General features: G+C 72.9%; 20 protein-coding genes and 6 pseudogenes. 15 read left to right on the top strand and 11 right to left on the bottom strand.

Annotated elements, in window-relative coordinates:
• Nucleotides 1-68 precede the first annotated feature (68 nt).
• The gene (locus tag DA06_RS16995; RefSeq protein WP_043502262.1) at nucleotides 69-896 is read left to right on the top strand and encodes an SDR family NAD(P)-dependent oxidoreductase; all 828 of its coding nucleotides are present in this window, start codon (nucleotides 69-71) and stop codon (nucleotides 894-896) included.
• Nucleotides 897-898: 2 nt separating this feature from the next.
• On the opposite strand, the gene DA06_RS16990 is transcribed toward DA06_RS16995, so the two are convergent.
• From DA06_RS16990 to DA06_RS16975, 4 genes and pseudogenes are all read right to left on the bottom strand, one after another.
• Nucleotides 899-1570, bottom strand: coding sequence for a metal-dependent transcriptional regulator (locus tag DA06_RS16990; protein ID WP_418605534.1), 672 nt, complete (start codon nucleotides 1568-1570; stop codon nucleotides 899-901).
• A gap of 114 nt (nucleotides 1571-1684) precedes the next feature.
• Nucleotides 1685-2479 carry an HAD-IC family P-type ATPase gene (locus tag DA06_RS16985; RefSeq protein ID WP_418608074.1) on the bottom strand — a complete coding sequence of 265 codons (795 nt, stop codon included), beginning with the start codon at nucleotides 2477-2479 and terminating at the stop codon, nucleotides 1685-1687.
• Nucleotides 2476-3159 carry an MFS transporter gene (locus DA06_RS16980; protein WP_418608072.1) on the bottom strand — a complete coding sequence of 228 codons (684 nt, stop codon included), beginning with the start codon at nucleotides 3157-3159 and terminating at the stop codon, nucleotides 2476-2478. Before DA06_RS16980 ends, DA06_RS16985 begins: the two co-directional genes overlap by 4 nt.
• 22 nt (nucleotides 3160-3181) lie before the next feature.
• A pseudogene (locus DA06_RS16975) lies at nucleotides 3182-3784 on the bottom strand (MFS transporter); the annotation flags it as partial.
• Between the two features lie 250 nt (nucleotides 3785-4034).
• Here DA06_RS16975 and DA06_RS16970 point away from each other — a divergent pair.
• The 3 genes and pseudogenes from DA06_RS16970 to DA06_RS16960 form a co-directional block, all read left to right on the top strand.
• Entirely contained in the window at nucleotides 4035-5390 is a 1356-nt protein-coding gene (locus DA06_RS16970; RefSeq protein ID WP_418605532.1) for an extracellular solute-binding protein, read from the top strand.
• Between the two features lie 174 nt (nucleotides 5391-5564).
• Complete coding sequence (locus tag DA06_RS16965; RefSeq protein WP_418605531.1) at nucleotides 5565-6356, top strand: carbohydrate ABC transporter permease; 792 nt, start codon at nucleotides 5565-5567, stop codon at nucleotides 6354-6356.
• Nucleotides 6353-7108, top strand: a pseudogene (locus DA06_RS16960) (carbohydrate ABC transporter permease); the annotation flags it as partial. The gene DA06_RS16965 and the pseudogene DA06_RS16960, both read left to right, overlap by 4 nt.
• A gap of 460 nt (nucleotides 7109-7568) precedes the next feature.
• Here DA06_RS16960 and DA06_RS16955 read toward each other — a convergent pair.
• Nucleotides 7569-8828 (bottom strand): YibE/F family protein, encoded by a 1260-nt coding sequence (locus tag DA06_RS16955; protein ID WP_043502250.1) that lies wholly within the window; start codon nucleotides 8826-8828, stop codon nucleotides 7569-7571.
• A gap of 265 nt (nucleotides 8829-9093) precedes the next feature.
• Nucleotides 9094-10480: pseudogene (locus tag DA06_RS16950) on the bottom strand (glycine--tRNA ligase).
• 203 nt (nucleotides 10481-10683) lie between these two features.
• On the opposite strand from DA06_RS16950, the gene DA06_RS16945 reads away from it, so the two are divergent.
• The 5 genes from DA06_RS16945 (at nucleotide 10684) to DA06_RS16925 (ending at nucleotide 18881) form a co-directional block, all read left to right on the top strand.
• Nucleotides 10684-11691, top strand: a complete 1008-nt coding sequence (locus DA06_RS16945; protein ID WP_043502248.1) for a metal ABC transporter substrate-binding protein — start codon at nucleotides 10684-10686, stop codon at nucleotides 11689-11691.
• Nucleotides 11688-12233: an ATP-binding cassette domain-containing protein gene (locus tag DA06_RS16940; RefSeq protein WP_418605529.1), complete on the top strand. Its 546-nt coding sequence runs from the start codon at nucleotides 11688-11690 to the stop codon at nucleotides 12231-12233. The genes DA06_RS16945 and DA06_RS16940 overlap by 4 nt, the downstream gene beginning before the upstream one ends.
• Before the next feature lie 435 nt (nucleotides 12234-12668).
• Complete coding sequence (locus DA06_RS16935; RefSeq protein WP_052436885.1) at nucleotides 12669-14381, top strand: glycoside hydrolase family 3 N-terminal domain-containing protein; 1713 nt, start codon at nucleotides 12669-12671, stop codon at nucleotides 14379-14381.
• A gap of 232 nt (nucleotides 14382-14613) precedes the next feature.
• Nucleotides 14614-18033: a phosphodiester glycosidase family protein gene (locus DA06_RS16930; RefSeq protein ID WP_052436884.1), complete on the top strand. Its 3420-nt coding sequence runs from the start codon at nucleotides 14614-14616 to the stop codon at nucleotides 18031-18033.
• Nucleotides 18034-18299: 266 nt separating this feature from the next.
• A complete protein-coding gene (locus DA06_RS16925; RefSeq protein ID WP_043502243.1) occupies nucleotides 18300-18881 on the top strand; it encodes a dihydrofolate reductase family protein in 582 nt (193 codons plus the stop codon).
• A gap of 101 nt (nucleotides 18882-18982) precedes the next feature.
• Here the strand turns inward: DA06_RS16925 and DA06_RS16920 are convergent, their stop codons facing one another.
• The 3 genes and pseudogenes from DA06_RS16920 to urtD all read right to left on the bottom strand — a co-directional run bounded on the left by DA06_RS16920 (nucleotide 18983) and on the right by urtD (nucleotide 20330).
• Nucleotides 18983-19180 carry a hypothetical protein gene (locus DA06_RS16920; protein ID WP_418605527.1) on the bottom strand — a complete coding sequence of 66 codons (198 nt, stop codon included), beginning with the start codon at nucleotides 19178-19180 and terminating at the stop codon, nucleotides 18983-18985.
• Between the two features lie 11 nt (nucleotides 19181-19191).
• Nucleotides 19192-19362, bottom strand: a pseudogene (locus tag DA06_RS16915) (ATP-binding cassette domain-containing protein); the annotation flags it as partial.
• 95 nt (nucleotides 19363-19457) lie between these two features.
• A complete protein-coding gene (gene urtD / locus DA06_RS16910; RefSeq protein WP_418605526.1) occupies nucleotides 19458-20330 on the bottom strand; it encodes an urea ABC transporter ATP-binding protein UrtD in 873 nt (290 codons plus the stop codon).
• Nucleotides 20331-20458: 128 nt separating this feature from the next.
• Between urtD and DA06_RS16905 the strand changes: the two genes are divergently transcribed.
• Together DA06_RS16905 and purQ are read left to right on the top strand one after the other, a co-directional pair.
• Complete coding sequence (locus DA06_RS16905; RefSeq protein ID WP_043502234.1) at nucleotides 20459-20716, top strand: phosphoribosylformylglycinamidine synthase subunit PurS; 258 nt, start codon at nucleotides 20459-20461, stop codon at nucleotides 20714-20716.
• Nucleotides 20716-21429, top strand: coding sequence for a phosphoribosylformylglycinamidine synthase subunit PurQ (purQ, locus tag DA06_RS16900; protein WP_043502232.1), 714 nt, complete (start codon nucleotides 20716-20718; stop codon nucleotides 21427-21429). The genes DA06_RS16905 and purQ overlap by 1 nt, the downstream gene beginning before the upstream one ends.
• Here purQ and ald read toward each other — a convergent pair.
• Nucleotides 21419-22552, bottom strand: coding sequence for an alanine dehydrogenase (gene ald, locus DA06_RS16895; RefSeq protein WP_043502230.1), 1134 nt, complete (start codon nucleotides 22550-22552; stop codon nucleotides 21419-21421). The genes purQ and ald overlap by 11 nt on opposite strands.
• A 145-nt stretch (nucleotides 22553-22697) precedes the next feature.
• On the opposite strand from ald, the pseudogene DA06_RS16890 reads away from it, so the two are divergent.
• A pseudogene (locus tag DA06_RS16890) lies at nucleotides 22698-23114 on the top strand (YceI family protein); the annotation flags it as partial.
• Between the two features lie 209 nt (nucleotides 23115-23323).
• Here the strand turns inward: DA06_RS16890 and DA06_RS16885 are convergent.
• Nucleotides 23324-24557 (bottom strand): annotated as a pseudogene (locus tag DA06_RS16885) (ATP-binding cassette domain-containing protein); the annotation flags it as partial.
• A gap of 64 nt (nucleotides 24558-24621) precedes the next feature.
• Between DA06_RS16885 and DA06_RS16880 the strand changes: the two are divergent.
• The 3 genes from DA06_RS16880 to ndk are packed head-to-tail and all read left to right on the top strand — an operon-like array spanning nucleotide 24622 to nucleotide 25755.
• Nucleotides 24622-24852 (top strand): HPr family phosphocarrier protein, encoded by a 231-nt coding sequence (locus DA06_RS16880; RefSeq protein WP_418605525.1) that lies wholly within the window; start codon nucleotides 24622-24624, stop codon nucleotides 24850-24852.
• Between the two features lie 13 nt (nucleotides 24853-24865).
• Complete coding sequence (locus DA06_RS16875; protein WP_418605523.1) at nucleotides 24866-25312, top strand: DUF4233 domain-containing protein; 447 nt, start codon at nucleotides 24866-24868, stop codon at nucleotides 25310-25312.
• 11 nt (nucleotides 25313-25323) lie between these two features.
• Entirely contained in the window at nucleotides 25324-25755 is a 432-nt protein-coding gene (ndk, locus tag DA06_RS16870; RefSeq protein ID WP_043502223.1) for a nucleoside-diphosphate kinase, read from the top strand.
• The last annotated feature ends 113 nt before the right edge of the window (nucleotides 25756-25868 follow it).

The following is a 25868-nucleotide window of genomic DNA, read 5'->3' as shown; positions in this document are numbered from 1 at the left end:
CACGGACCGGCGTCCCGATCCAGGCCACCGACCTGCGAGGATGGGCAGCCCGACCCCGAGGAGAACCCGTGAGCCGTTCCGTCCACGGCGCCCGCGTCCTGATCACCGGCGCCACCCGAGGCATGGGCCGCCTCTTCGCCCAGCGCGCCGCCGACGAGGGCGCCGCCGTCGTCGTGCTGTGGGGCCGTGACACCGACGCCCTCGATGCCACCGCGGCGGACCTCTCCCGCCCGGGGACCGAGGTCCGCACCGACGTCGTCGACCTCACCGACCCAGCCCGCCTCGACGACGCCGCCGCCCGGCTCCTCGACGACGGCCTCGTTCCCGACGTGCTCGTCAACAACGCCGGCGTGATCACGGGCAACGACTTCTTCTGGAACCTCACCGCCGAGGACACCACCCGCACCCTGCGGGTCAACACCCTCGCGCCGATGCGCCTGGTGGGGCACCTCCTCCCCGCGATGATCGACGACGGCGGACGGGCCAAGCGCGTCCTCAACGTCGCCTCGGCCGCGGGTCTCGTCCCCAACCCGCGCATGTCGGTCTACGCGGCCTCCAAGGCCGCCCTGCTGACGTGGTCCGACACGCTGCGGCTGGAGCTGGCGCAGGCGGGCCACGACCACGTCGTCGTGACCACGTTCAGCCCGTCGTACGTGGACACCGGGATGTTCTCCGGGACCCGCCCGGTGCGGCTGACCCCGGTGCTCACCCCCGAGCGGGCCGTGGACCAGGCGTGGCGGGCGATGCTGGCCGGACGCGCGCACATCGTCACCCCGCCGACGGTCCACGTCGCCCGGGCCGCGCGGGGGCTGCTGCCCTCACGGGCGTGGGACGCCCTCGCCTCGGCCTTCGGGGTGCACCGCTCGATGGAGACCTTCACCGGCCGCGAGCGCTGACCTCAGGAGCGCACCACCCAGACCGCCTCCGCCGCCGTCAGCCCCACCTCGACGGGCCCGGGGTGGTCTCCGACCTCGATGGTGAGGGTGCCGGCGAACTCGCGGCGGTCCACGACGTGCAGCTCGGTGTCCAGCGCCACCCCGAGGTCGTCGAAGTAGCGGAGCACCTGCGGGTCGGTGTCGGAGATGCGGGCCACCCGCACGCGCGCCCCGCCGGGCACGAGGTGGAGCTGGCTGGCCGGCGGGCTCGGCACGGCCCCCTCCCGGGTGGGGATCGGGTCGCCGTGCGGGTCGCGGTCGGGGTGCCCGAGCCGCGCCTCGAGGGCGTCGACCAGCCGGTCGGACACGGCATGCTCGAGAATCTCGGCCTCGTCGTGGACCTCGTCCCAGCCGTAGCCGAGCTCTGCCACGAGGAAGGTCTCGAGGAGGCGGTGCCGGCGCACGACGGCGAGCGCCGCCTGCCGGCCGGCCTCCGTCAGCTCGATCGCGCCGTAGCGCGCGTGGGTCAGCAGCCCCTGGGCGGTGAGCTTCTTGACCGCCTCGGACACGGTCGACGGCGAGAAGCCCATCCGCCGGGCCAGCAGCGTGGTGGTGACCGGGTCGTCGGACCACTCCTGGGCCGACCAGATGACCTTGAGGTAGTCCTGGTTGGCGGCGGTCAGCTCGTCGATCACGGGGCCCACGCTACGCGAGCGCCGCCCGCTCCTCCCTCGTGCCGGTCCACGTCCTGCGCACGGTGGAAGGTCGGCGCGGCGGCGACGGGCACGGTCACCCGGCCGGCAGCCGGGCTACTGGCGCGCGAGCGCCCGCCCGCTGACCGGCGTGGTCCGCTCGCGCCCGACCCGCACCACCGCCTCCACGCGGGCGTGGTCCGCCCGCTCCTCGCGGCCCGGGCGCGAGGCGAGCAGGGCCCACAGGATGCAGGTGAGGTCCACGACCTCCTGCATCCACGCCCCGACGATCGCCGGCAGCAGCCCGGCCGCCGCCACGAGCATGAGGGCCACGGAGAAGCCGACGCCGATCCCGATGGCCTGCCAGGCCACCCGCATCGTGCGCCGGCCGATCTGCACCGCCCGCACGGTCCGGTAGAGGTCGTCGAGCATGACGACGACGTCCGCCGACTCGCTGGCCGCCGTCGAGCCCTTCGCCCCCATGGCGACCCCGACGTCGGCGACGGCGAGGACCGGGGCGTCGTTGACGCCGTCGCCCACCATCATCACCGGGCGGGCGGCGGCCTTCCGGACGGCCTCCACCTTGTGCTCGGGAAGCAGGCCGGCGCGCACGTCGTCGATGCCGATCTCCGTGGCGATGTGGCGCGCGGTCGGCTCGGCGTCGCCGGTCAGCATCATCGTGGTCCGGACGCCGGATCGGTGCAGGCCGGCCAGCGTCTCCGCCGTCTCCGCCCGGACCTCGTCGGCGAGCGCGACGACGCCCGCGTACCGTCCCCCCACGCCCACGTGGACGCCGGTCTGCCCGGGCTCGAGCGGCACGTCCCGCACCCCGGTCGTCTCGCCGGCGACGAAGGAGGCCTTGCCGACGACGACGGCGCGTCCCCCGCGCCCGCCTCGGCGGCGGACCCTCAGGTGGCCGCCCCCGCGGGCGCCGGTCGGCCCCCGTCTCGGGCGGCTGCGCCGGCGGCTCGGCGCCGGCGGGGGGAGACCCGGACGTCGGCAGGTGCCCGCTGGCGCCGCGAGAGCGCCAGGAACGGCAGCGCGAGCACGGTGATGCCGGCACTGAGCGCGAACGAGCCGCCGTAGCCCCACAGGTCGGCGGACCGGCCCAGCAGGGGCTGCGACCAGACCCCGCCGGCCGAGCCGACCAGGGAGTCGAAGGACAGGATGGTGGCGCGCTGCTGCGAGGGGATCAGCCCGTTGAGGTACGCCTGCCGGATCGGCAGCTCCGCGGCGTACAGCAGCGCCCAGACGACGATGAGCGCGATGGCGGCGAAGAAGCTGGTGAGCCCCCCGATCGCCACCAGCGCGGCGGCGCTGCCGACCGTCGTCGCGATCAGCGCCGAGGTACGGCGGCGGAAGAGCCGCCGGATCCAGGGTGCGGCCAGACCGCCGAGGATCTGGGCTCCGGCGACGATGGCCGCCACCAGGCCCGCGATCTGGTAGGCCTCCGGGTCTCCGTAGAGCTCGAGCAGGTAGGGCTGGAGGGCGTAGAAGACGTAGAACCCCACGCCGCCGGTGAAGAACGCCTCGAGCATGAGCCACTTCACGGCGGGCCGGCGCCACCCGTGGTCGACGGACTCGCGCAGCACGCGCGTCATCTCCCGCCACGGGTGCCGTGCCCGGCGGGGGGGTGAAGCCGAGATCGTGCATGAGCCACAGGGCGACGACGAACATGGCCAGGAGGATCCCTCCCCGGACCAGGAAGGGGACGCCGAGGTTGGTCTGCGCCGCGATGTACCCGCCGGCCAGGGACCCCACCAGCATGGCGGCCCCGGAGACCACCTGGCCACGCCCGAAGACGGGCTCCATCTCACCGGTGTAGCCGACCGCGCCGAGCGCGTCGACCAGCCACGCCTCGACGGCGCCCGAGAAGAAGGTGAAGCCCAGCCCGATGAGCACCGAGGAGATCGCCCACTGCCAGAACGGGGCGTGCTGGTACCACAGGAGGACGTAGATCAGCGTGGTCAGGCTCAGCGTCACGGTGCCGAGGAGGTACGAGGCCCGGCGGCCGATCGTGTCCGCCACCACGCCGGTGGGCACCTCGAACAGCACCATGCCGAGGGTGAAGAACGCGTTGGCGGCGAACGCCTCGAGGTTCGTCAGCCCGGCGTCCAGCAGGAAGATTGTGTTGATCCCCCAGATCAGCGATGCCGCCAGGGTGTTGCCCAGCAGAAGCACCAGGTAGATCCGCACGATCCCGGCTGGGGATCGCATCCGGGCCGCCTCCTCCCGCCGGGGCGCCCTGCCGTCGTCGTCGGGCCGGCGGGGCCGGGCGTCGGAGGCGGCCATGGCGACTCCTCGTCGAGGTCCCTTCGATGCTACGCGCGTGCCCCGACGGAGGGACAGACCGGACTGCGCGTCGAAAACGCTCCGGGTGCCGCGGACTTTGTTACAACATTAAGACCATTGTCGCGGTGGACGAGGCAACGACGCCGATGCCGCGACGCCGTCGAAGGAGACGCAGATGAACGTCAACCGGATCCGGTCCGGGCGCAGCGCTCTGACAGCGGTCGCGGCCGCGCTCGCCCTCACCCTCGCCGCGTGCTCCTCGGGGGGCAGGGACGAGACGTCGCCCACCGGTGGTCCGACCGCCGGAGGGGGCGGCGAGCCGCAGCAGATCACCTTCCTCACCCACTGGGGCCCGGAGCAGGTCGCGCAGCTCGAGGACGCGGCGGCGAGGTTCTCCCAGGACGAGCCGGGCATCACCGTGAGCGTGCAGGCGGTCCCGTTCGCGAACCTGCTCAGCACGCTGCGCACCCAGGGCGGCTCCGCCGGCGGACCGACGATGGCCAGCATCTACGACGCCTGGCTGCCGGAGCTGGTCCGGGACGGCGTCGCCGCACCGGCCCCGGCCGGCGTCGCCGAGGGGGTGCGGGACGCCTGGGCCGAGAACGTGGTCTCCGCGTCGAGCGCGGAGGACCAGGTGTACGGCTTCCCGAACGAGATCGACCTGTACGCGCTGAACTACAACACGCGCCTGTTCGAGGAGGCGGGGCTCGACGGTCCGCCCACGACCTTCGAGGAGCTGCGGTCCGACGCCCGGGCGCTGACCGACGAGGCGAAGGGGCAGCACGGGTTCGGGGTGATCACGAACTGGGCCTCGGGCGCCGTGCACCCGTTCCTCTCGCTTGCCGCCTCCAACGGCGGTCACCTGCTCGACGACAGCGGGAAGGCGGCGCTGACCGACGACCGTGTGGTCGCCGTCGCGGACCTCTACCAGCAGATGCTCGACGACGGATCGATCGACCCCGCGGCGAGCGCGGCCAACGCCAACACCACCGGCCCCTACCTCGACAACTTCGCCGGCGGGAAGACCGCGATGATCGTCATGGCGAACTGGTGGCAGGGTTCTCTGAAGGAGACGATGGGCGACGCCTACGCCGACGTGGCGACTGCGCCGATCCCGGTCGGCCCGGACGGCGACGCGTCGTCGTCGATCTCGTACTCCTGGCTCAGCATGGTCAACGCGAACGCCGACGAGGCGGCCCAGGAGGCCTCGTGGAAGTTCCTCAGCTGGCTCAACGGCCCGGACTCGGGCGAGAACGGCTCCTCCGCGATGGGCGACATCCTCGTCGGCATGGGCATCCTGCCCTCGCGCACCTCCGATATCGACGCCCACCAGGACGCGCTGTCCGACCCGTTCCTGAAGACGTACGTCGACGGCCTGCCGGACGCCACCCCGTTCCCGACCGTCGTCGGCGGTGACGCGGCGAGCCAGGCGCTGCAGAAGCACATCGAGAGTCTGGTCTTCGGTCAGGCCACCCCGCAGCAGGCGATGGACGCGGCGGCGGCCGAGGTCGACGCCGCGCTGGGCAACTGACGGCTGAAGGCGGCGACGTGACGACGACGCTCGACGCCCCCCGGACGCGGCACCCGCCACGTCCGGGGCGGCGCGCCGCCGGCGAGACCGGCCGGGACGACGAGGTACCGGTGGGCGGCGGTCGGCTTCCTCAGCCCGGCGCTCGTCCTCATCTGCGCCTTCGTCGTGGTCCCGATGGCCCTGACGTTCTGGATCAGCCTCCACCGGTGGTCGATGTTCACCCCGCTGACGGAGATGGAGTTCGTCGGGACGGAGAACTACCGGTCCGTGCTGGCCAGCGCGACCCACCGGGCCGCGCTGACGAACACGCTCGTCTACGTCGGTCTGAGCGCGGCGATCACCATCCCGCTGGCGTTCCTGCTCTCCCTGCTGCTCTACTTCCCGGGGCTGCGGGGCCGGGGGCTGGTGCGCGTGCTGCTGTTCTCCACCTACGTCGTGCCGACCGTCGCGATCGTCATCATCTGGTCGAACCTCTACGCCCCGGGCTACGGGCCGATCGACAACGTGCTCGCGCTCGCCGGCATCGGCTCGCCCGGCTGGCTGAGCAACCCGTCCACCGCGCTCGTCTCGCTGGTGATCTTCAACGTCTGGCAGATGCTCGGGTACTACGTGGTCCTGCTCGTGGCGGGACTGACGCAGATCCCGGAGGAGGTCTACGAGGCGGCACGGCTGGACGGCGCCGGGGCGGTGCGGCAGACGGTGAGCATCACCGTCCCGCTGCTGCGCAACACGCTCGTCTTCGTGCTCCTCATGACCGTCATCAACTCCGTCCAGGTCTTCGACCCGGTCTACCTGCTGACGCAGGGCGGCCCGGTCGACTCCACGAACGTGCTCTCGTTCGACATCCAGCGCACGGCGTTCCAGTTCGGGCTGGCGGGCGAGGCCAGCGCCATGGCCTTCAGCCTCCTGGTCCTGCTCGCCGTCGTGGCCGGAACCCTCATGGGCGCGGCCAGGAGGCGGCGATGAGCGTCCCGCCGCCCGTGAGCGCCCCGCCACCGGCGACGGTCCCGCCGGACGGTGGTCCGCCGGACGCCGTCGAGGCCGGGCGGCGAGAGCCGAGGCAGCACCCTCCCCGGCGTCCCACGCTTCGCCGGCTGGTCCTGTACGCGGTTCTCGTGGCCGTCGCGCTCGTGCAGTTCGCTCCGCTGTACTGGCTGATCATCTCGACGCTGAAGACGCCCGAGGAGTTCGCGAGCATCCCGCCCACCTGGTTCCCGGCCGCACCGACGCTGGAGGCCTACTCCCGGGTGTTCAGCGACGTCCCGTTCGGCCGGTCGATCCTCAACAGCGTGCTGATCGCCGGGGTGAGCAGCCTGGCGGTGCTGGTGACCTCGACGATGGCGGGCTACGTCTTCGCCAAGTACCGCTTCCGAGGACGGGACGCGATCTTCTGGGGCGTCGTCGCGACGATGTTCCTCCCGCCGATCGTCACGCTGGTCCCGCTCTACCACGTGGTCTCGAGCCTGGGGCTGTCGGACTCCTACCTCGGCGTGATGCTGCCGTGGCTGGTGAACGCGTTCGGGATCTTCCTCATGCGCCAGTTCATCGCGGACGTCCCGGACGAGCTCATCGACGCCGCCCGGATCGACGGCGCCAGCGAGCTTCGCATCCTCGTCCAGGTCGTCGCGCCCCTGCTGCGGCCGGCGACGATCACTCTCCTGGTCTTCACGGTCGTCTACTACTGGAACAACTTCCTGTGGCCGCTGTCGATCCTGCAGTCCGAGGCGAAGTACCCCGTGGTGCTCACCCTCTCGCGTCTGCTCTCCTACACGATGGGCGTGGGGTACCAGAACGTCGTGATGGCCGGGGGCGCTCGTCGCCAGCCTGCCGACGCTGGTGGTCTTCCTCCTGGCGCAGCGGGTGTTCGTCCAGGGCATCGCGCGCACGGGGGTGAAGTGATGGCCAGCGAGGGGCAAGGCCCCGCAGCCGGCCGCCCGGGACCTCTCTCGGGCGGCGTGGCCGTGGGGGGTCGACGTCGGCGGCACACACCTGCGCGTGCTGGCCGCCCGGTCCGACGGCGCCCGTGCAGGTCGCGGCGCGGTCCGCGCCGCGGCGTGGCCCCCGCGGTCCTGCACCTCCGTGCCCCGTGGGGCGGCGCCGCTCGGTGCGGCCGACGCGGGGCACCGACAAAGGTCGAGGGCGCAGGTGGGGGCCCGGCGGGCCGGGGGCGCCGGCGGGTCAGCTCTGCCCGACGGCGACGCCGCGCGAACCCGAGGCGCCGTCGCCGGACTCCCTCGCTGCGACGTCGTCCTCACCGCGGCGCGTGCGGCTCGTACGGACCAGGGCCGCGGCGATCCCGGTGGTGACGGGGATGGCGAGCACCAGGCCGATCGAGGAGACGAGGGTGCGGACCACCTCCTCGGCGATCTCGCCGGCCATGAGGGTGTCGAGCGCGCCGCGGTCCATCAGCGCGGCGGCCATGAGCACCGGCAGGGCGGTGCCGACGTAGGCGAACGCCAGGGTGTAGACCGTCGAGGCGATGTGGTCGCGGCCGATGCGCATGCCCCGCGCGAAGAGCCGGCGGCGCGGCACGGACGGGTTCGCGGCGTGCAGCTCCCACACCGCCGACGCCTGGGTGATGGTCACGTCGTTGAGCGCGCCAAGGCCGGCGATGACCATGCCGCACAGCAGCAGGTCGGTCAGCGACAGGTTCGGGAAGGTCCCCAGCAGGATCAGGGACTGCTCCGAGCTGGTGCCTGTCAGGTTCGCCGACCGTGTGCCCCACGCCGCCAGGCCGACGGTGATCCCGAGGCCGACGAAGGTGCCGAGCAGCGCCGTCGTCGTCCGGATGGAGATGCCGTGGGCGAGGTAGAGCGAGAGGAACATCATCGCTGCCGAGCCGACCAGGGCCACGAGGAGCGGCGGCTGCCCGAGCATGATCGCCGGGATCACGAACACCACGATGACGGCGAGCGAGCCGGCGAGCCCGACCATCGCGGCGAGCCCGCGCCACCGCGCGACCGCGACGACGACCACGGCGTACAGCAGCGCCAGCCACCCCACCGGCGCGGTGCGCTCGAAGTCCCAGAACACGTACGGGCTGCCGGTCCCCATCGCCGAGGGGCTGAACATCAGGCGCACCCGGTCCCCGGCCTCCATGCCGTTGGCCATGATCTCGGGCGGCACCTGGACCGGTGCCACCTGGCCGGCCTGCTCGCCGGTGGACAGCTCGACGCGCACCTGACCGTCCGCGGCGCCCCCCGCGGGGCCGACGACCTCGACGACGGTGCCCGCCTCGATGGTCATCCCGGTGCCGGCCAGCGGCACGGACCCGATCGGTGTCTCGCCCCGGGGCCACATCGCCACGACGGCGAGCACCGTGGCGGCGAGGAGCGGCACGACGAGCGCCGTGAGGATCCACCGGGCGCGGCGCGCCTCGGCCGGGGGCAGGTCGGCGCCCGGAGCGCCGTCGTGCAGATGGGCGTGTGAATGGGGCACGCCCCATGCTCACCGCCGGCCGCCGTCGCGGCCGGGAGGACGCGCCGGGACCACCGCGGTCCGGAGCCCGGAGGCAGGCTCGGCCTCGGACGCCGGCTCGACGGGAGCGCCGGCACCGACAGCCCCGCACCCACAGCGCCGCACCGACGAGATCGAGGTTGTGGTTCGTTCTCGGACCACAACCTCGACCTCGTTCACGGCCGCGTCCCGAGGGGGCGGCTCGCGGAGGGGGACGCGCCCCGCGGGCAAGTCGCGCGCCGGGAGCTCAGCAGCCGGGCAGGCGCTCCGCGAGGTATCCGCGCACCTTGTCCAGGGAGATGCGCTCCTGGGCCATCGTGTCGCGCTCGCGGACCGTGACGGCCTGGTCCTCGAGGGAGTCGAAGTCGACCGTGATGCAGTAGGGCGTGCCGACCTCGTCCTGGCGCCGGTAGCGGCGGCCGACGGCGCCGGCGTCGTCGAAGTCGACGTTCCAGTACCTGCGCAGCTCGGCGGCGAGGTCGCGGGCGACGGGCGAGAGCTGCTCGTTGCGGGACAGCGGGAGCACCGCGGCCTTGACCGGGGCCAGACGGGGGTCGAGCTTGAGGACCGTGCGCTTGTCGACGCCGCCCTTGGTGTTGGGCGCCTCGTCCTCGGTGTAGGCCTCGACGAGGAACGCCATGAGGGAGCGGGTCAGGCCGGCGGCGGGTTCGATGACGTAGGGCACCCATCGCGTGTTCTTGCCCTGGTCGAAGTAGCTGAGGTCCTGACCGGAGTGCGAGGCGTGGGTCGACAGGTCGAAGTCCGTGCGGTTGGCGATGCCCTCGAGCTCTCCCCACTCGCTGCCCTGGAACCCGAACCTGTACTCGATGTCCACCGTGCGCTTGGAGTAGTGGGAGAGCTTCTCCTGCGGGTGCTCGTAGTGGCGCAGGTTCTCGCGGGAGATGCCCAGGTCCGTGTACCAGTCGGTGCGGGCGTCGATCCAGTACTGGTGCCAGTTCTCGTCCGTGCCCGGCTCGACGAAGAACTCCATCTCCATCTGCTCGAACTCACGGGTGCGGAAGATGAAGTTGCCCGGCGTGATCTCGTTGCGGAAGGACTTGCCGATCTGCCCGATGCCGAACGGGGGGCTTCTTCCGGGCCGAGGTCATCACGTTGTTGAAGTTGACGAAGATGCCCTGCGCGGTCTCGGGCCGCAGGTAGTGCAGCCCGGACTCGTCCTCGACGGGGCCGAGGTAGGTCTTGAGCATCATGTTGAAGTCGCGCGGCTCGGTCCACTGCCCCCGGGTGCCGCAGTTGGGGCACGCGATGTCGGCGAGACCGTTCTCCGGCGCCCGCCCCTTCTTCTCCTCGTACTCCTCCTCCATCTGGTCGGCACGGAAGCGCTTGTGGCAGCTGAGGCACTCGGTGAGCGGGTCCGTGAAGACGCCGACGTGCCCGGAGGCCACCCAGACCTGCCGCGGGAGGATGACGGAGGAGTCGATGCCGACGACGTCGTCGCGGGAGGTGACGGTCGCACGCCACCACTGGCGCTTGATGTTCTCCTTCAGCTCCACGCCGAGCGGACCGTAGTCCCACGCGGACCGGGTGCCGCCGTAGATCTCACCGGAGGGGTAGACGAATCCGCGCCGCTTGGCGAGGTTGATGACGTTGTCCAGGCGCGAGGGTGTGGCCACGGTTGAACTCTCCTGCTGGTCGGTGACCCGCATCTGGCTGGTGCGGGTGTCTGCGGCGGGGCACGGGCGCCCCGCTGCTGCGGGGACCAACCTACCCATGCGGGCGGCCTCGCTGCGCCCGCCCCGCTCGCCGTCCGTGCGTGAGGGCTCTCACCGCGGACCGTAGTTGACACCGATTCTCACTGCCACTGAGAATCATCCTCATGACGTTTCCGCGCCGCCGCACGGCCGCCGCCCTCGCCGTTCTCGCCCTGCCGCTGGCCGCCTGCTCCACCGGCGACGCCGACGCGGCCCCCGACGGGCGCACCGAGGTGCAGGCGGCGCTCTACCCGCTTCAGTGGGTCGCCGAGCAGGTCGGGGGCGAGCACGTCACCGTCTCGTCGATCACGCCCGCCGGCGTCGACCCGCACGACCTCGAGCTCGCCCCGGCCACCGTCGCCGAGCTCGACGGCGCGACGGTGGTCTACCTGTCCGGCTTCCAGGCCGCCCTCGACGACGCCCTCGCGGTGACGTCGCCGGCCCACGCGCTCGACGTGGCGGACGCCGCAGGGGTGCACGACGACGGCGAGGACCCGACGACCGACGCCCACGACGACGAGCACGCGACCGACGCCCAAGACGAGGAGCACGCGACCGACGCCCACGACGGCGGGGACGAGGCCGCCGAAGACTCCCACGCCGGGCACTCCCACGCCGACGGCGATCCTCACTTCTGGCTCGACCCGGGCCGCATGGCCGACGTGGCGACCGCCGTCGCGGACGAGCTCGCCGACGCCGACCCCGACCACGCCGCCGACTACCGCTCGAACGCCGAGGAGCTGGGCGCCGAGCTCGCCGCCCTCGACGAGGAGCTCACCGCCGGGCTCGCCCGGTGCGAGATCCGCACGATCGTCGTCGCCCACGAGGCCTACGGCTACCTCGCCGAGGCCTACGGCCTCGAGCAGGTCGGCATCTCGGGGCTGGACCCGGAGTCCGAGCCCTCCCCCGCCCGGCTCGCCGAGATCGGCGACGTCGTCGAACGGGAGAACGTCACGACGATCTTCACGGAGAGTCTGATCAACCCGGCCGTCGCGGAGTCCCTGGCCGCCGACCTGGGGGTCGACGTCGCGGTCCTCGACCCGCTGGAGACCCAGGCCGACGCGGACGAGGAGTACCCGGACGTCATGCGCGCCAACCTCGACGCCCTCACCACCGCGCTGAGGTGCTCGTGAGCGTCCGCGACGTGCCGGTACGGGCCGAGGACCTCACGGTGGTCCTCGGACGTTCGACCGTGCTGCGCGGGATCGACCTGACCGTCCGCGACGGCGAGACGGTCGCCCTGCTCGGCGCCAACGGCTCCGGCAAGTCCACGCTCGTGAAGGCGCTCGTCGGCGTCGTTCCGGCCGCCCGTGGCCGTGCCAGCATCTACGGGCACGACGTCGCCACGGAGCACCGCGCGGTGCCGTGGGGCCGGGTCGGCTACGTCCCCCAGCGCGTCACCGCGGCCGCCGGCGTGCCCGCCACCGCCCTGGAGGTCGTCAGCGCCCAGCCGCCGACGATCGCGCTGAGGAGGGCGAGCACGGCGGCCACCGTGGGCACGAGCCGCCCGGTGCCGACCTCGTACCCGGCGACGGCGGAGACGTGCGCGGCCGCGGGCGCGGCGGTGAGATACAGCGACGACATGGTGATTCCCTTCGTTCCCGGCGTCTCTGACGGGAACGATCGTCACGCCGTCGTCCCGGCGCCGTCGTCCGTCGGTGAGCGACAGCAGTGACGCCCTTGGGCGTCACTGGTTCGCGGCGGACGTCGCCCTGCGGCGTAGTCCCCTACGCGGCAGGACGGACAACGGCGAGCGAGCGGCGAGCCGACGCCGATACCGCTGGTCACCGGACTCTGTCGTCCGATACCTCTGGTCAGACGCGATACGGACTGGCATGGTGGTCATGGTCGACAGGGGGAGCCTCCCACGGGCGTGGGGCGATTCAGCGTCAGCTCGCGCCTGACCTGCCGGCCGGGGAAGCCGCGGGTTACTCGACCGTGGCACCAGAGACACACGCCCTTGGACGAAGGAGACCGCATGAAATCCCGACCCCGCACGGCCCGATCACCCTTGGCCGCAGTCGCCACGGCCTCCGTCCTTCTCGCCGGAGGAATGGCCGTACCCGCAACGGCTCTTCCCCGCGTCGCTCCCGCATCCTCGTGCGAGGCGGTGGCCGCCTCCGTGCTGGCGGACATGAGCCTCAAGCACAAGATCGGCCAGCTCGTCATGTCCCAGCCCGGACGTTCGCAGGGCGAGGACCCCATGCCGGGTGAGGAGGTGCGCCGGCAGCTGGAGGAATGGGGCTTCGGCACCTGGATCATCCAGAACCGCGGCGGTGAGGCCGCCAACGTCGCGCGCTACACCAACCAGATGCAGGAGTGGGCGGCCGAGTACGGCGGTGTCCCCCTGCTCATCGGTGCGGACATGGAGAACGGTGCCGAGCAGCAGGTGCCGGACGCCACAGGCCTCCCCTACCCCATGGGTCTGGGTGCCACGAGGGACGTCGACAACAGTGCCGTGGCCGGGGCGATCACCGGCGCCGAGGCGGCCGCGATGGGGATCAACTGGAACTTCATGCCCGTCGCCGACGTCAACACGAATCCGGCCAACCCGGTCATCGGGGTGCGTTCCTTCGGGGAGAACGCCGACCTGGTGGCCGACCACGTCGCGGCCTACGTGGGGGCACAGCAGTCCGAGGGCGTGCTCACCTCGGCGAAGCACTTCCCCGGCCACGGCGACACGGAGACCGACTCGCACCTGGGTCTGCCGTCCGTAGGCTTCGACCGCGAGACCCTCGAGGAGGTCCACCTCAAGCCGTTCCAGGCCGCCATCGACGCCGGCGCCGACTCCATCATGACGGCGCACATCGTCGTCGAGGTGATCGACGACGAACTGCCGGCGACCTTGTCCCCTGCTGTCCTCACCGGGCTCCTGCGAGAGGACATGGGCTTCGACGGACTCGTCATCACCGACGGAATGGGAATGCGGGCGATCAGCGACCGGTGGGGCACGGGTGAGGCCGGTGTCATGGCGGTGCAGGCCGGGGCGGACGTGCTCCTCTCGGGCAACACCGCCGAGGTAGCCGCCCAGGCGCTGTACGACGCGGTGGTCGCCGGCGAGCTCAGCGAGGCGCGCATCGACGAGTCCGTGTCACGAATCCTCGAGACCAAGTGCGACTACGGGCTCTTCGACGACGCCGCGGTCACCCCGGAGACGGCCGACGCGATCACCGGCAACGACGACTTCGTCTCCCAGGCCACGCGCATCGCAGAACAGAGCATCACCCTGCTGAAGAACGACGGCGATGTTCTCCCGGTCCGCCGGGGCAGCACCGTCCACGTCGCGGGACCGGAGCGCGCCGACGTGCTCGCGGCCGACCTTGCCGAGCGGGGGCTGGACGCGACCGCGACACAGACACCGCGCCGACCCTCGGCGGAGCAGATCACCGCGGCCGTGGAGGCGGCTGCGGGCGCCGACGTCATCATCGCGACGACGTACACCTTCTCCACCATGCCCGCCCAGCAGCAGGAGCTCGTCGACCGTCTCGTCGCAACTGGCAAGCCCGTCGTCGTCGTCTCGCTCGGCATCCCGTACGACCTGGCCGGTGCCGAGGATGCCGACGCCGCGGTGGCCACCTATGCCCTCAACGTCAACGCCGTGTCATCCACCCCGGTCCTCGAGGGGCTCGCCAACGTCCTGGTCGGGAAGGCCGAGCCGGGCGGCCGGCTGCCGGTCAGCGTCGGAGACCTCTACGCCTACGGCGCCGGCCGGTCCTACGAGTCGGCGTGGGAGTGCAAGGACGGAGGCTGGGCGGACCTCGGCTACCCGAACCAGGGCCAGTGCGTGTCCGCGGTGAAGGCCGCCCCCAACGCCACGAAGTGACGCCGTACGCCTGAGCTCAACGCACAAGGGCCCCCGCACGCCCACGCCTGCCGGGGCCCTTTGTGCGACCAGTTGCCCGCACCGTCGCCGAGCGCGGTGCGGCACCGGACGGTGCGCGGGCGCGGAGGCCTTTCCGGGCGGTCGTCGGCCGTTCATCCGTAGGTCCCTCGGCGGCCACGGCGCGTTGGCCGGACGCTGGGAGGTTGCTGCCGTGAAACCACACCTGAGAACCATGGCCACCGGCGCGCTCGTGCCGGTGATTCTCCTGGCGGGCGTCATCCCGGCGCACGCCAGCACCGAGCCCGCGGACGATCCCCGCGGGCTCGACTCGGCGCCCGTCCTCGACGGGGCCGACCCGGCGGCCGGACGGCTGCCCGCGGCCAGCTCCGACGTCTCCGAGCCCGGCGGTCTCCTCGCCGCCGAGCCCGGCGACCAGCGCATCCTCCTCGAGGAGACGGAGCGGCCCGTCGCGCCCGGCCTGGACCTGCGCTCGTTCCAGTGGCTCGACGCCGGCGGCTTCCAGCGGGGCGACGTCCTCACCGCACGGCTCGGCACCGAGGGCCTGAGCCTGGACTACCTCGACAACGGCACCGTCACCTCGCCCGGCCCGCTCTCCGCGAGCGCCGACCGGGCCGGAGCGGTCGCGGGCGTCAACGGCGACTTCTTCGACATCAACAACTCCGGCTCGGCGCTCGGGGCCGGCCTGTCCCAGGACGGCGTCGTCAAGGGCCCGAACCCGGGGCGGCACAGCGCCGTGGGCGTCGACAGCCAGGGCCTGGCGCAGCTGACCGCCATGTACCTCGAGGGCGAGATCGTCACCCCTGACGGCAGCCTCCCGCTCAAGGGCCTCAACCAGAACGCTCTCGATGCCGGCGAGATCGGCGCGTACACCACCCTGTGGGGCGCCTACAGCCGCGACCGCGCCACCTCGGGAACCGCCCACAAGCGCGAGGTGGTGGTCACGGACGGCGTCGTCACCTCGGTCTCCCCGACGCCGGGCGAGGGCCGGCTCGCCGAGAACGCGGTCGCGCTCGTCGGCCGCGAGGCCGGGGCCGACGCCCTCGCCGGCCTGGAGGTCGGCGACGAGGTGGCCGTCTCCTACGGCCTGCGCAGCACCGCCGGGGAGATGGCGGTGGCCGTCGGCGGCAACCAGCACCTCGTCCGCGACGGCGAGCCGCAGGTCCACGGCGACAAGACCGTCCACCCGCGGACCGCCGTCGGGTTCACCGAGGACCGCGCCACGATGTTCCTCGTGACCGTCGACGGGCGCATGTCCGAGTCCCGCGGCATGAGCCTGGACGAGCTCGGTGAGTTCATGGCCGAGCTCGGCGCCCACACCGCCGTCAACCTCGACGGCGGCGGGTCCTCCACCCTCGTCGCCCGCGAGGCCGGCGAGGACGCCGTCACGGTCGAGAACGCCCCCTCCGACGGCTACGAGCGCAGCGTCCCCAACGGGCTCGCGCTCTTCGCGGCCGAGGGGTCCGGCAACGTCACCGGGCTGCGCCTGGTGCCCGCGGCCGACGACGCCGACCCGACCTGGCGGCGGGTCTTCCCCGGCCTGACCCGGGACCTCGACGCCCTCGCCCACGACGAGACCTACGCCCCGGTCGAGGGCGACCCGAGGTACACGGCCACCCCGGCCGCCGTCGGCAAGATCGACCCGGGCGGCATCTTCCGGGCCGGCCGCAGCGGCGACGCCACCGTCACCGCGCGGCAGGCCGGCGCCTCCGGCGAGCTCGGCCTCGTCGTCCTCGGCGAGCTCGCCCGCCTGCGGCCGACCGTCGGGACCATCGCCATCAAGGACGCCGAGGACACCGGCCGGTTCGGGATCGTCGGCCACGACGCGGACGGCTTCGAGGCCCCCGTCGAGCCGGGCGACGTCGACCTCGACTACGACGCCTCGAAGATCACCGTCGAGCCCGACGGCGCGGGCGGGTTCGTCGTCACCCCGGTCGCGGAGTCCGCGGGGGTCGTCATCACGGCCACCGTGGGCGACGTCGTCACGCACGTGCCGGTCTCGGTGGGCCTGGAGAGCCAGGTGGTCGCCACCTTCGACGACGCCGCGGACTGGCAGTTCTCGACCGCCCGCGGCGCCGGCTCGCTCGAGCCGACGGAGGGCCGCGACGGCGGCACCGCGCTGGAGATCAACTACGACTTCACCCGGTCGACGGCGACCCGCACCGCCAACGCGCGCGCGCCGCAGAACATCGTCGTCGACGGCCAGCCGCAGTCCATCGGGCTGTGGGTGCGCGGGGACGGCCGCGGGCAGTGGTGGTCCTTCTCCGTGCTCGACGCCAACGGCACGTACTACCCGCTCTACGGCCCGCACATCACGTGGGAGGGCTGGCGGTACGTGGAGGTGGACGTCCCGCAGAACATCCCCTTCCCGATGACGGTCTACCGCTTCGGGATCATCGAGACCGCCGCCTCGGAGCAGTACGCCGGCTCGGTCGCGATCGACGACATCACCGTCAAGGTCGCCCCGCACGTCGAGACCCCGGCCGCCCCGGTGGTCACCGACGACGTCGTGGTCACCGACGGCGCGGCCGTCGACGACGGCGACCACAGCTTCGCCGTCGTCTCCGACGCGCAGTTCACCGCCTCGAACCAGTCCCTCGTGCCGGCCGCCCGCCGCACCCTGCGCGAGGCGGTGGCCGCTGACCCCGACTTCGTGGTGATCAACGGCGACTGGGTCGACACGGCGTTCCCCGACGACCTCGCCCTCGCCCGGAGGGTCATCGAGGAGGAGATCGGCGACACCCGGCCCTGGTACTACGTGCCGGGCAACCACGAGATCCTCGGCCCCGGGGACGTCGCGGCGTTCGAGGAGGAGTTCGGCCCCGCGCACCAGAGCTTCGTGCACGGGGGGCACGCAGTACGTGCTCCTCGACTCCTCGACCGGCACGCTCCAGGGCGGCGGGTTCGACCAGTGGCAGCGGCTGCGCACGGCGCTGGACGACGCCGCGGCGGACGAGGCCGTCAACGGCGTCGTCGTCATCACGCACATGCCGCCGCGCGACCCGGCCCCGGTCAAGACCAGCCAGCTGGCCAGCTCGGTCGAGGTCGGCGTGATCGAGGACTGGCTGGCGGAGTTCCGGCGCGAGACCGGCAAGGGGGCCGCCTACGTCGGCTCGCACGTCGGCTCCTTCTCGGCCAGCTCCGTCGACGGCGTCCCGTACGTCATCAACGGGAACGCGGGCAAGGCACCGTCGACCGACCCGGCCGCCGGCGGGTTCTCGGGCTGGACCCTCGTGGGCGTCAACCCCGACGCCGCGCCGCTGCCGGTGGACGCGCGCCACCGGACGACGCAGGAGGCCGACAACCCGTGGTTCGAGGTCGAGATGCGTCCGCACGTCGACTCGCTCACCGTCGACGCCCCGGCCTCGGTCGCGGTCGGCGCCGGCGCGAAGGTGTCGGCAAGCGTGGTGCAGGGCGGGCGCACCGTGCCGGTCGCCTACCCGGTGAGCGCCGACTGGACGTCGGACGACGTCGCGATCGGCGGCGAGCAGGTGCGCGGCAGCCACCTCGCCGAGCTCGACCCGGCCACCGGGACGCTCACGGCGCTGCGCGCCGGCACCGCGGACCTGACCGTCACCGTCAACGGGGTCAGCGAGACCGTGACGATCGAGATCGCGGAGTAGCACCCGGGTAGCAGCTCCCCGTCGCGTCAGGCGCGGGCCCGCCCCCTTCGGGACGGGCCCGCGTCGCGTCGCCCCGAGACTCGAGCGCCGATTCAGCGCCTCGCGTCGCGGACGAACCTAGGCCGAACTTGAGCAGCTTGCGGTCGGCCGTGATGAACGGCGTGCGCTCCGGCCGCGTGCTGGACAGCCTGGCCGCTGCCGCCCGGCCGATTGATCCCTGACAGCGACACCTCACGACTCGCTAGCTTGGGGGCACCCCGAAGCGGAGGAGGGCCCCGTGGGCAAGGTCGTCATGTACAGCTCGGTGTCGGTGGACGGCTTCGTCGCGGACGAGGACGACCAGCCCGGGCCGCTGTTCGACTGGTTGGTCAACGGTGACGTCCCGTTGGACGAGAGCGGCGCGGTGAAGGTGTCGCAGACGTCCTACGACTACACCCGGCCGTACTGGGACCAGATCGGGGTGACGATCGTCGGTCGCCACGTCTTCGACCTGACGGACGGCTGGGACGGCAGACCTCCGAGCGGGGTCGACCACGTGGTCGTCGTGACGCACCGGCCGCAGCCCGAGGGCTGGGACCCCGCAGCGCCGTTCCACTTCGTCGACGGCGTCGAGGCAGCCGTGGCCAAGGCGCAGGAGTTCGCGGGTTCCCGCATCGTCGAGGTCGCCGCCGGCGACGTCGGTGGGCAGGTGCTTGCGGCGGGCCTGGTCGACGAGGTGCGCATGGACGTCGTCCCCGTCGTGCTCGGGTCCGGCAAGCGCTACTTCGGGTCGGTCCACGCTCAGCACCTGCTGGACGATCCCGACGTGGTGCTTCAGGGCGACCGGGTGCTTCATCTGCGCTACCGGGTGCGCCGCTGACCGACCTGAGCGGTACGCGAAGAAGTCCGGCGCCGTCGGGGCACGCCCCTTCGGTGCTTCGGGGCCAGACCGGGACACACTGGCCCTGGACCGGCCGAGACTCAGTCGCCGGAGGCAGCCGACGGCTCGACAAGCACCAGCGCGATCTCGCGGGCGGTGCGGGACTGGTAGCGGGCGTAGCGCGGTAGGCGGACGTGACGCGCGGCCAGAGCTCGCGCCGCTCGTCCGGCGTCGCGACGCGGGCGCGGGCCGGGCGGCCGTCGCGCCGCCGGTCCGCGACGAGCCGGAGGTTCTCCCACGTCGTCAGGTCGCCGAACGACTGCTGGCCCTGCGGCACGTAGGCCAGCCCGCGGCGCACCCGCGCGTACGGCGGCAGGGCGGTGACGTCCTCGCCGTCGAGCCGGACGCTGCCCGTCCGGGGCGTCAGGAGCCCGACGGCGCACCGCAGCAGCGTGGTCTTCCCCGCGCCGTTGTGACCCATCACCGCCGTCACCCCGCCCACCGGGACGGTGAGGTCCACGCCCCGGACGACGGTGGTCCGCCCGTACCCCACGTGGACGTCGCACAGCTCGAGCATCAGTTCTCCTCCGTTCTCGCCGGGGAACCGAGATAGACCTCGACCACCCGCGGATCCGCCTGGACGTCCGCCACGCTGCCCTCGCTGAGCACCCTGCCCTGGTGCAGCACGGTGACCGAGTCGGCGACGGAACGCATGAACTCCATGTCGTGCTCGACGACGACGATCGTGCGCCGCTCGGCGATCGTCCGCAGCAGCCGGCCGGTCTCCTCCCGCTCGCCCTGGCTCATGCCGGCCACGGGCTCGTCGAGGAAGAGCAGCCGGGCGTCCTGGACGAGCAGCATGCCGATCTCCAGCCACTGCTTCTGGCCGTGGGCGAGGACCCCGGCGGGGGTGTCGCGCAGGTGCGCGAGGCCGACCGTCTCCATCGCCAGCTCGACGGCCTCGTCCACCGTGGTCCGGCGCCGCAGCCGCCGGAGGGCGGGCCTGCGCGAGCCGGCGGCGATGTCGAGGTTCTGCAGCACCGTGAGCCCCTCGATCACGCTGGCCGTCTGGAAGGTCCTCCCGACCCCGGCGCGGACGATCTGGTGGACCTTCCGGCCGAGCAGCTCGGTCCCGCCGAACTGGGCGGAGCCGCTCGCCCGGACCAGACCGGTCACGGCGTCGACGATCGTGGTCTTGCCGGCGCCGTTGGGGCCGATGAGGAACCGCAGGTCGCCCTGGACCACCGTGAGGTCCACGCCGTCGACGGCGACGAACCCGTCGAAGCTGACCCGCAGGTCACGGACCTCCAGATAGTCGTGGGCGGTGTCGGCGCCCGTCTCGAGCAGGTCCGTGGCGGCGCCGAGGTCCGTCACGGTGGCCGGGGCCCCGGTGGCCGTCGGGTCCGCGGCGGGGCCCGCAGCTGCGGCGGGCGTGCTCCTGGTCGTCATCGGGAGGCCCCTTCGGTCGTCGTGCGCCCGGGTGGCCCGGGCGCCGGCGCGACGGCGGACACCCCGGCCGCCGCTCCCGTCCAGCGGCTACCCTGGCCTCGCCGTCGTCCATCCCAAGGAGCGCAGACATGGGACGCATCGTCGTCGAGGTCATGCCCAAGCCCGAGATCCTCGACCCCCAGGGCAAGGCCGTCGCCGGGGCGCTGCCCCGCCTGGGGCTCGACCAGTTCAGCGGGGTGCGGCAGGGCAAGCGCTTCGAGCTGAACGTCGAGGGCGAGGTCACCGACGAGCTCCTCGCCGCGGCCCGCCAGGCGGCGGAGACCGCCCTGTCGAACCCCATCATCGAGGACGTCGTCGGCGTGTACGACGCGGACGGGACCCGCTGATGGCCGCCGCGTCCGGCGCCCGGGTCGGCGTCGTCACCTTCCCCGGCTCCCTGGACGACCGCGACGCCGCCCGCGCCGTCCGCCTCGCCGGCGCCGAGCCCGTCGCCCTGTGGCACGCGGACGCGGACCTGCACGGCGTCGACGCCGTCGTCCTGCCCGGCGGGTTCTCCTACGGGGACTACCTGCGCTGCGGCGCCATCGCCCGCTTCGCCCCCGTCATGACCGAGGTGGTGGCGGCCGCCCGCGGCGGCCTGCCCGTCCTCGGCATCTGCAACGGCTTCCAGATCCTCTGCGAGGCCCACCTGCTCCCGGGCGCGCTCATCCGCAACGACCACCAGCGCTTCGTCTGCCGGGACCAGCAGCTGCGCGTGGTCAACGACTCCACCGCCTGGACGTCCGACCTCGAGGCCGGCCAGGTCATCACCGTCCCGCTCAAGAACGGCGAGGGCGGCTTCGTCGCCGACGACGCCACCCTCGACCGTCTCGAGGGGGAGGGCCAGGTCGTCTTCCGCTACGAGGGCCACAACCCCAACGGGTCCCTGCGCGACATCGCCGGCGTGAGCAACGAGCGCGGCAACGTCGTCGGCCTCATGCCGCACCCCGAGCACGCCGTCGAGCCCGGCTTCGGGCCCGACATGGGCGGCGCTCCGCGCAGCGGCACCGACGGGCTGAAGCTCTTCACCTCGGTGCTCGGCTCGCTCGTCAGCGCCTGACCGTCCGCCCGTCGAGGACGTCCTCCAGCGGCGTGGCCGCCATGCCGTGGGCAGCGGCGACCGGCGCGCACACGAGCGCGCCGTCGTGGGTGTTCAGCCCCTTGGCCAGCGCCGGGTCCGCGCGCATCGCCTCGCGCCACCCCCGGCCGGCCAGCTGGAGGGCGTAGGGGACCGTGACGTTCGTCAGCGCGTAGGTCGACGTGTGCGGCACGGCGCCCGGCATGTTGGCCACGCAGTAGTAGACGGTGTCGTGGACCCGGTACGTGGGATCGCTGTGGGTCGTGGGCCGGGCGCCCTCGAAGCACCCGCCCTGGTCGATGGCGATGTCGACGACGACGGAGCCGGGCCTCATCCGCCGGACCTGCTCGAGGCCGACGAGCTTGGGGGCGCGTGCCCCCCGCACGAGGACGGCACCGATCACGAGGTCGGCGTCCGCGATCGCCCTGTCGATCTCGTACGCGTTGGAGGCGACGGTCTGGCAGTGGCCCTGGTAGATGGCGTCGGCGTGGCGCAGCTTGGCGAGGTCCTTGTCCAGCAGCAGGACCTCCGCCTGCATGCCCAGCGCGATGGCGGCGGCGTTCATGCCGGCCACGCCCGCGCCGATGACCACGACCTTCGCCGCGTACACCCCCGACACCCCGCCGAGCAGCACCCCGCGCCCGCCCTCGGACGTGAGAAGCGTGTGCGCACCCACCATCGGTGCCAGCCGGCCGGCCACCTCGCTCATCGGGGCCAGGAGCGGCAGGCTGCCGTCGGCCAGCTCGACCGTCTCGTAGGCGACGGCCGTGACCCTCCGTGCCAGCAGCTCCTCGGTGAGCCGGCGGTCGGCGGCCAGGTGGAGGAAGGTGAAGAGCGTCTGCCCCTCCCGCATGCGGTGGAACTCCTCGGGCACCGGCTCCTTGACCTTCAGCACCAGGTCCCCCGCCGCCCAGGTCTCGTCCGGTCCCGGCAGCACGGCGGCGCCGGCCGCGGCGTAGTCGTCGTCGGCGATGGACGAGCCCGCGCCCGCCCCGGTCTCGACGAAGAGCTCGTGACCCGCACGGACCAGCTGGTCGACGCCCGACGGGGTGATGGCGACGCGCAGCTCGGTGTTCTTGACCTCGCGCGGCACGGAGATCCGCATGTGACCACGTCCTCGTGGAAGGCGGGGCGGCGGACGGTCGCCCCTCGCGCAGCGAAGTCTACGGTCGCAAACCGTCCCTCGGCGGGCGGATCTGGTGCGAGAATTCCGGTCATTCGGGCAACGACGGAGCCCCGGCAAGGGAGTCATGATGACCGATCTCGACGCGTCGCTGAGCGGTGAGTGGGTGTTCGACGCGGCGCACACGCGCGTCGGCTTCTCCGCCCGCCACGCGATGGTGACGAAGGTGCGGGGCGCCTTCAACGACGTCGACGGGCACATCCACGTCGAGGAGGGCGATCCGTCGAGGTCGTCGGTCGAGGTCACCGTCAAGGCGGGCAGCGTCGACACCCGTAACGCCCAGCGCGACGAGCACCTGCGCAGCGCCGACTTCTTCGACGTGGAGCGCTACCCCGAGATCGTCTTCCGCAGCACCACGATCGACGAGGTCGAGGACAACGCGTACATGGTGGTCGGGGACCTGACGATCCGCGACGTCACCAAGCAGGTCGCGATCCCGCTGGAGTCCACCGGCATCCACCGCGACGCCGACGGCAGGCTGCGTGCCGGCTTCGAGGGCACCCGGCGGGTCAACCGGCGCGACTGGGGCCTGGAGTGGCAGGTGGCCCTGGACACGGGGGGGCGTCCTGGTGTCGGAGAAGATCAACCTCGAGTTCGAGATCTCGGCGGTCAAGGTCGAGGACTGACGGCGGACGCGGGCGGGCGCCACGGTGCCCGGCGGCGCCGTCCCGGCCGTCGGCGTACCGGGGCCGGTCAGGCCCCCGGCTCGGTGAGCCGGCCCGCCTCGAGCTGCCACCGGCGGGTCGCCCGCACGTGCCCGAGCATGCGCCGGTCGTGCGTGACGAGAAGGACCGTGCCGGGGGAAGGACTCGATCGCCTGCTCGAGCTGGGTGATCGCGGGCAGGTCGAGGTGGTTCGTGGGCTCGTCGAGCACGAGCAGGTTGGTGCCCCGTGCCTGCAGCAGGGCCAGGCCGGCGCGCGTGCGCTCGCCGGGGGAGAGGGAGGACGCCGGCCGGGTGGCGTGCTCGCCGCCCAGCCCGAACTTCGCCAGGAGCGTGCGTACGTCGGCCTCCGGCCACTCCGGCAGCAGCTCGCCGAACGTCCGGGCCACCGGCTCCGGTCGCGTGAACATGGCCCGCGCCTGGTCCACCTCCCCGACGGCGACGCCGGAGCCCAGCGCCGCCCGCCCGTCGTCGGGGACGAGCCGGCCGAGCAGGAGCGCGAGCAGCGTGGACTTGCCCGAGCCGTTGGCCCCGGTGATCACGATGCGGTCGGCGAAGTCCACCTGGGTGGTCACCGGCCCGAGGACGAAGCCGCCCCGGCGGACGACGGCGCCGTCCAGCACCGCCACGACGCTCCCGCTGCGGGGAGCCTGCGCGATCGACATGCGCAGCTCCCACTCCTTGCGCGGCTCCTCCACACGGTCGCGCTCGAGACGCTCGATGGCGCGGCGGGACTGGCTGACCTTGGCGGCCTGCTTCTCGGACACCGCGACGGCGTGGGCCTTGACGTGCTTGTCCGGCTCGCGGGCGGCCTTCCTGCGGGCGTTGCGCACGCCCTTGTCCGTCCAGGTCTTCTGGGTCTGCACGCGGTCCTTCAGGTCGGACAGCCTCTCGGCGTACGCCTCGTAGGCGTCGCGCGCCCGGGCACGCGCGAGCTCCCGCTCGGCGAGGTACGCCTCGTAGCCGCCGTCGTAGACGGTCACCTGCTGCTGGGCGAGGTCGAGCTCGACGATGCCGGTGACGGTGCGGGCGAGGAACTCCCGGTCGTGGCTCACCACGACGAGCGGGGAGCGCGTCTCGTCGACGAACCGCTCCAGCCGGTCCAGCCCGGCGAGGTCGAGGTCGTTGGTGGGCTCGTCGAGGAGCAGGACGTCGTAGCGGGACAGCAGCAGCGCGGCCAGCCCGGCCCGGGCGGCCTGGCCGCCGGAGAGCGTGGCGGTCGCCGCGTCCAGCGGAACGTCCAGGCCGACGTCGGCCGCGGACGCCGCCGTCTCGGGGGCGGGGGAGGAGCCCGCGCAGCTCAGCCGCACGTTCACCCTCACCAACGAGGTGGGCCTGCACGCCCGGCCGGCGGCGCTGCTCGCCCGGCTGGTCGCCGGGTACGACGCCGAGGTGACCGTCAACGGCGTCGACGGCGCGAGCGTGCTCTCGCTCATGGGTCTCGGGCTGGAGAAGGGCGACGAGATGCTCGTCACGGCCGCGGGGTCCCAGGCCGCCGAGGCGCTGGAGGGCGTCGCCGCGGCGGTGGCCGACGGGTTCGGCGAGCAGCCCGCCACCTAAGTAGCCTGACGGGGTGAGCACACCCCCGGCCGCCCCCGGCAGTCCGCCCGAGCAGGAGATCCGCCGCCCCGGCTCGGCGCGCCAGATGTTCGCCGTCACGGTGCTGATGAGCGAGTTCTTCGTCGTGCTCTTCGCGACGCTCGTGGCGCACGGGCTCGACGTCGCCGACCGCGGCGTCGTCTGGGGGGTGGGCGGCGCGGCGATGCTCGCCTGCGCGGTCGCCACCGCCCTGGTGCGGCGCGGCCGGGCCGGGTACGTCCTCGGGACGGCCGTCCAGGTCCTGCTCGTCCTGTCCGGCCTCGTGGTGCCGACCATGTTCGTGATCGGCGGGATCTTCGTCGTCCTGTGGATCGTCTCCATGCGTGTCGGCGCGCGGATCGACGTCGAGCGGCAGGAGCGCTACCGCGCCGAGCTCGCGCACCGTGCAGGTCGGGCGGGGACCACGCCCGCGGACCGGTAACCTGCCTCCACGTGACTACCTCCCAGCCTGAGCGCACCCTCGTCCTGGTCAAGCCCGACGGCGTCGCCCGCCGCCTCACCGGCGAGGTCCTGCGCCGGATCGAGGCCAAGGGGTACTCCGTCCTCGCGCTCGAGCAGCGCACCGTGGACGCCGACCTGCTCGCGAAGCACTACGCCGAGCACGAGGGCAAGCCATTCTTCCAGCCGCTGGTGGACTTCATGATGTCGGGACCGGTCGTGGCCGCCGTCGTCGAGGGCCACCGCGCCATCGAGGGCTTCCGCGCGCTCGCGGGCACCACCGACCCCACCACCGCCGCCCCCGGCACCATCCGGGGCGACCTCGGCCGGGACTGGGGCACCGCCGTCGTGCAGAACCTCGTCCACGGCTCGGACTCCCCGGAGTCCGCCGCACGCGAGATCGGGCTGTGGTTCCCCGGGCTGTGAGCCGGCCAGCCTAAGCCGGTGCCCGGGTCTGGAAGCCGGGTGCCTGGCTCTGTGAGCGGCCGCGCGCCGTCCACAAGGTGACCGCGCCACGGCGCCCGTGGCAATAGGCTGCC

The sequence above is a fragment of the Georgenia sp. SUBG003 genome (genome assembly GCF_000715355.2).
GTDB lineage: Bacteria > Actinomycetota > Actinomycetes > Actinomycetales > Actinomycetaceae > Georgenia.
This window is presented reverse-complemented; position numbering and strand designations above follow the sequence as displayed.

Bases quoted from the DNA above. Each gene is read 5' to 3' on its own strand.
- DA06_RS16970 (WP_418605532.1), top strand. From the start codon at position 4,035: ATGAACGTCAACCGGATCCGGTCCGGGCGCAGCGCTCTGACAGCGGTC.
- DA06_RS16965 (WP_418605531.1), top strand. From the start codon at position 5,565: ATGGCCCTGACGTTCTGGATCAGCCTCCACCGGTGGTCGATGTTCACC.
- DA06_RS16945 (WP_043502248.1), top strand. From the start codon at position 10,684: ATGACGTTTCCGCGCCGCCGCACGGCCGCCGCCCTCGCCGTTCTCGCC.
- DA06_RS16930 (WP_052436884.1), top strand. From the start codon at position 14,614: ATGGCCACCGGCGCGCTCGTGCCGGTGATTCTCCTGGCGGGCGTCATC.
- urtD (WP_418605526.1), bottom strand. From the start codon at position 20,330: ATGACGACCAGGAGCACGCCCGCCGCAGCTGCGGGCCCCGCCGCGGAC.
- DA06_RS16905 (WP_043502234.1), top strand. From the start codon at position 20,459: ATGGGACGCATCGTCGTCGAGGTCATGCCCAAGCCCGAGATCCTCGAC.
- purQ (WP_043502232.1), top strand. From the start codon at position 20,716: ATGGCCGCCGCGTCCGGCGCCCGGGTCGGCGTCGTCACCTTCCCCGGC.
- ald (WP_043502230.1), bottom strand. From the start codon at position 22,552: ATGCGGATCTCCGTGCCGCGCGAGGTCAAGAACACCGAGCTGCGCGTC.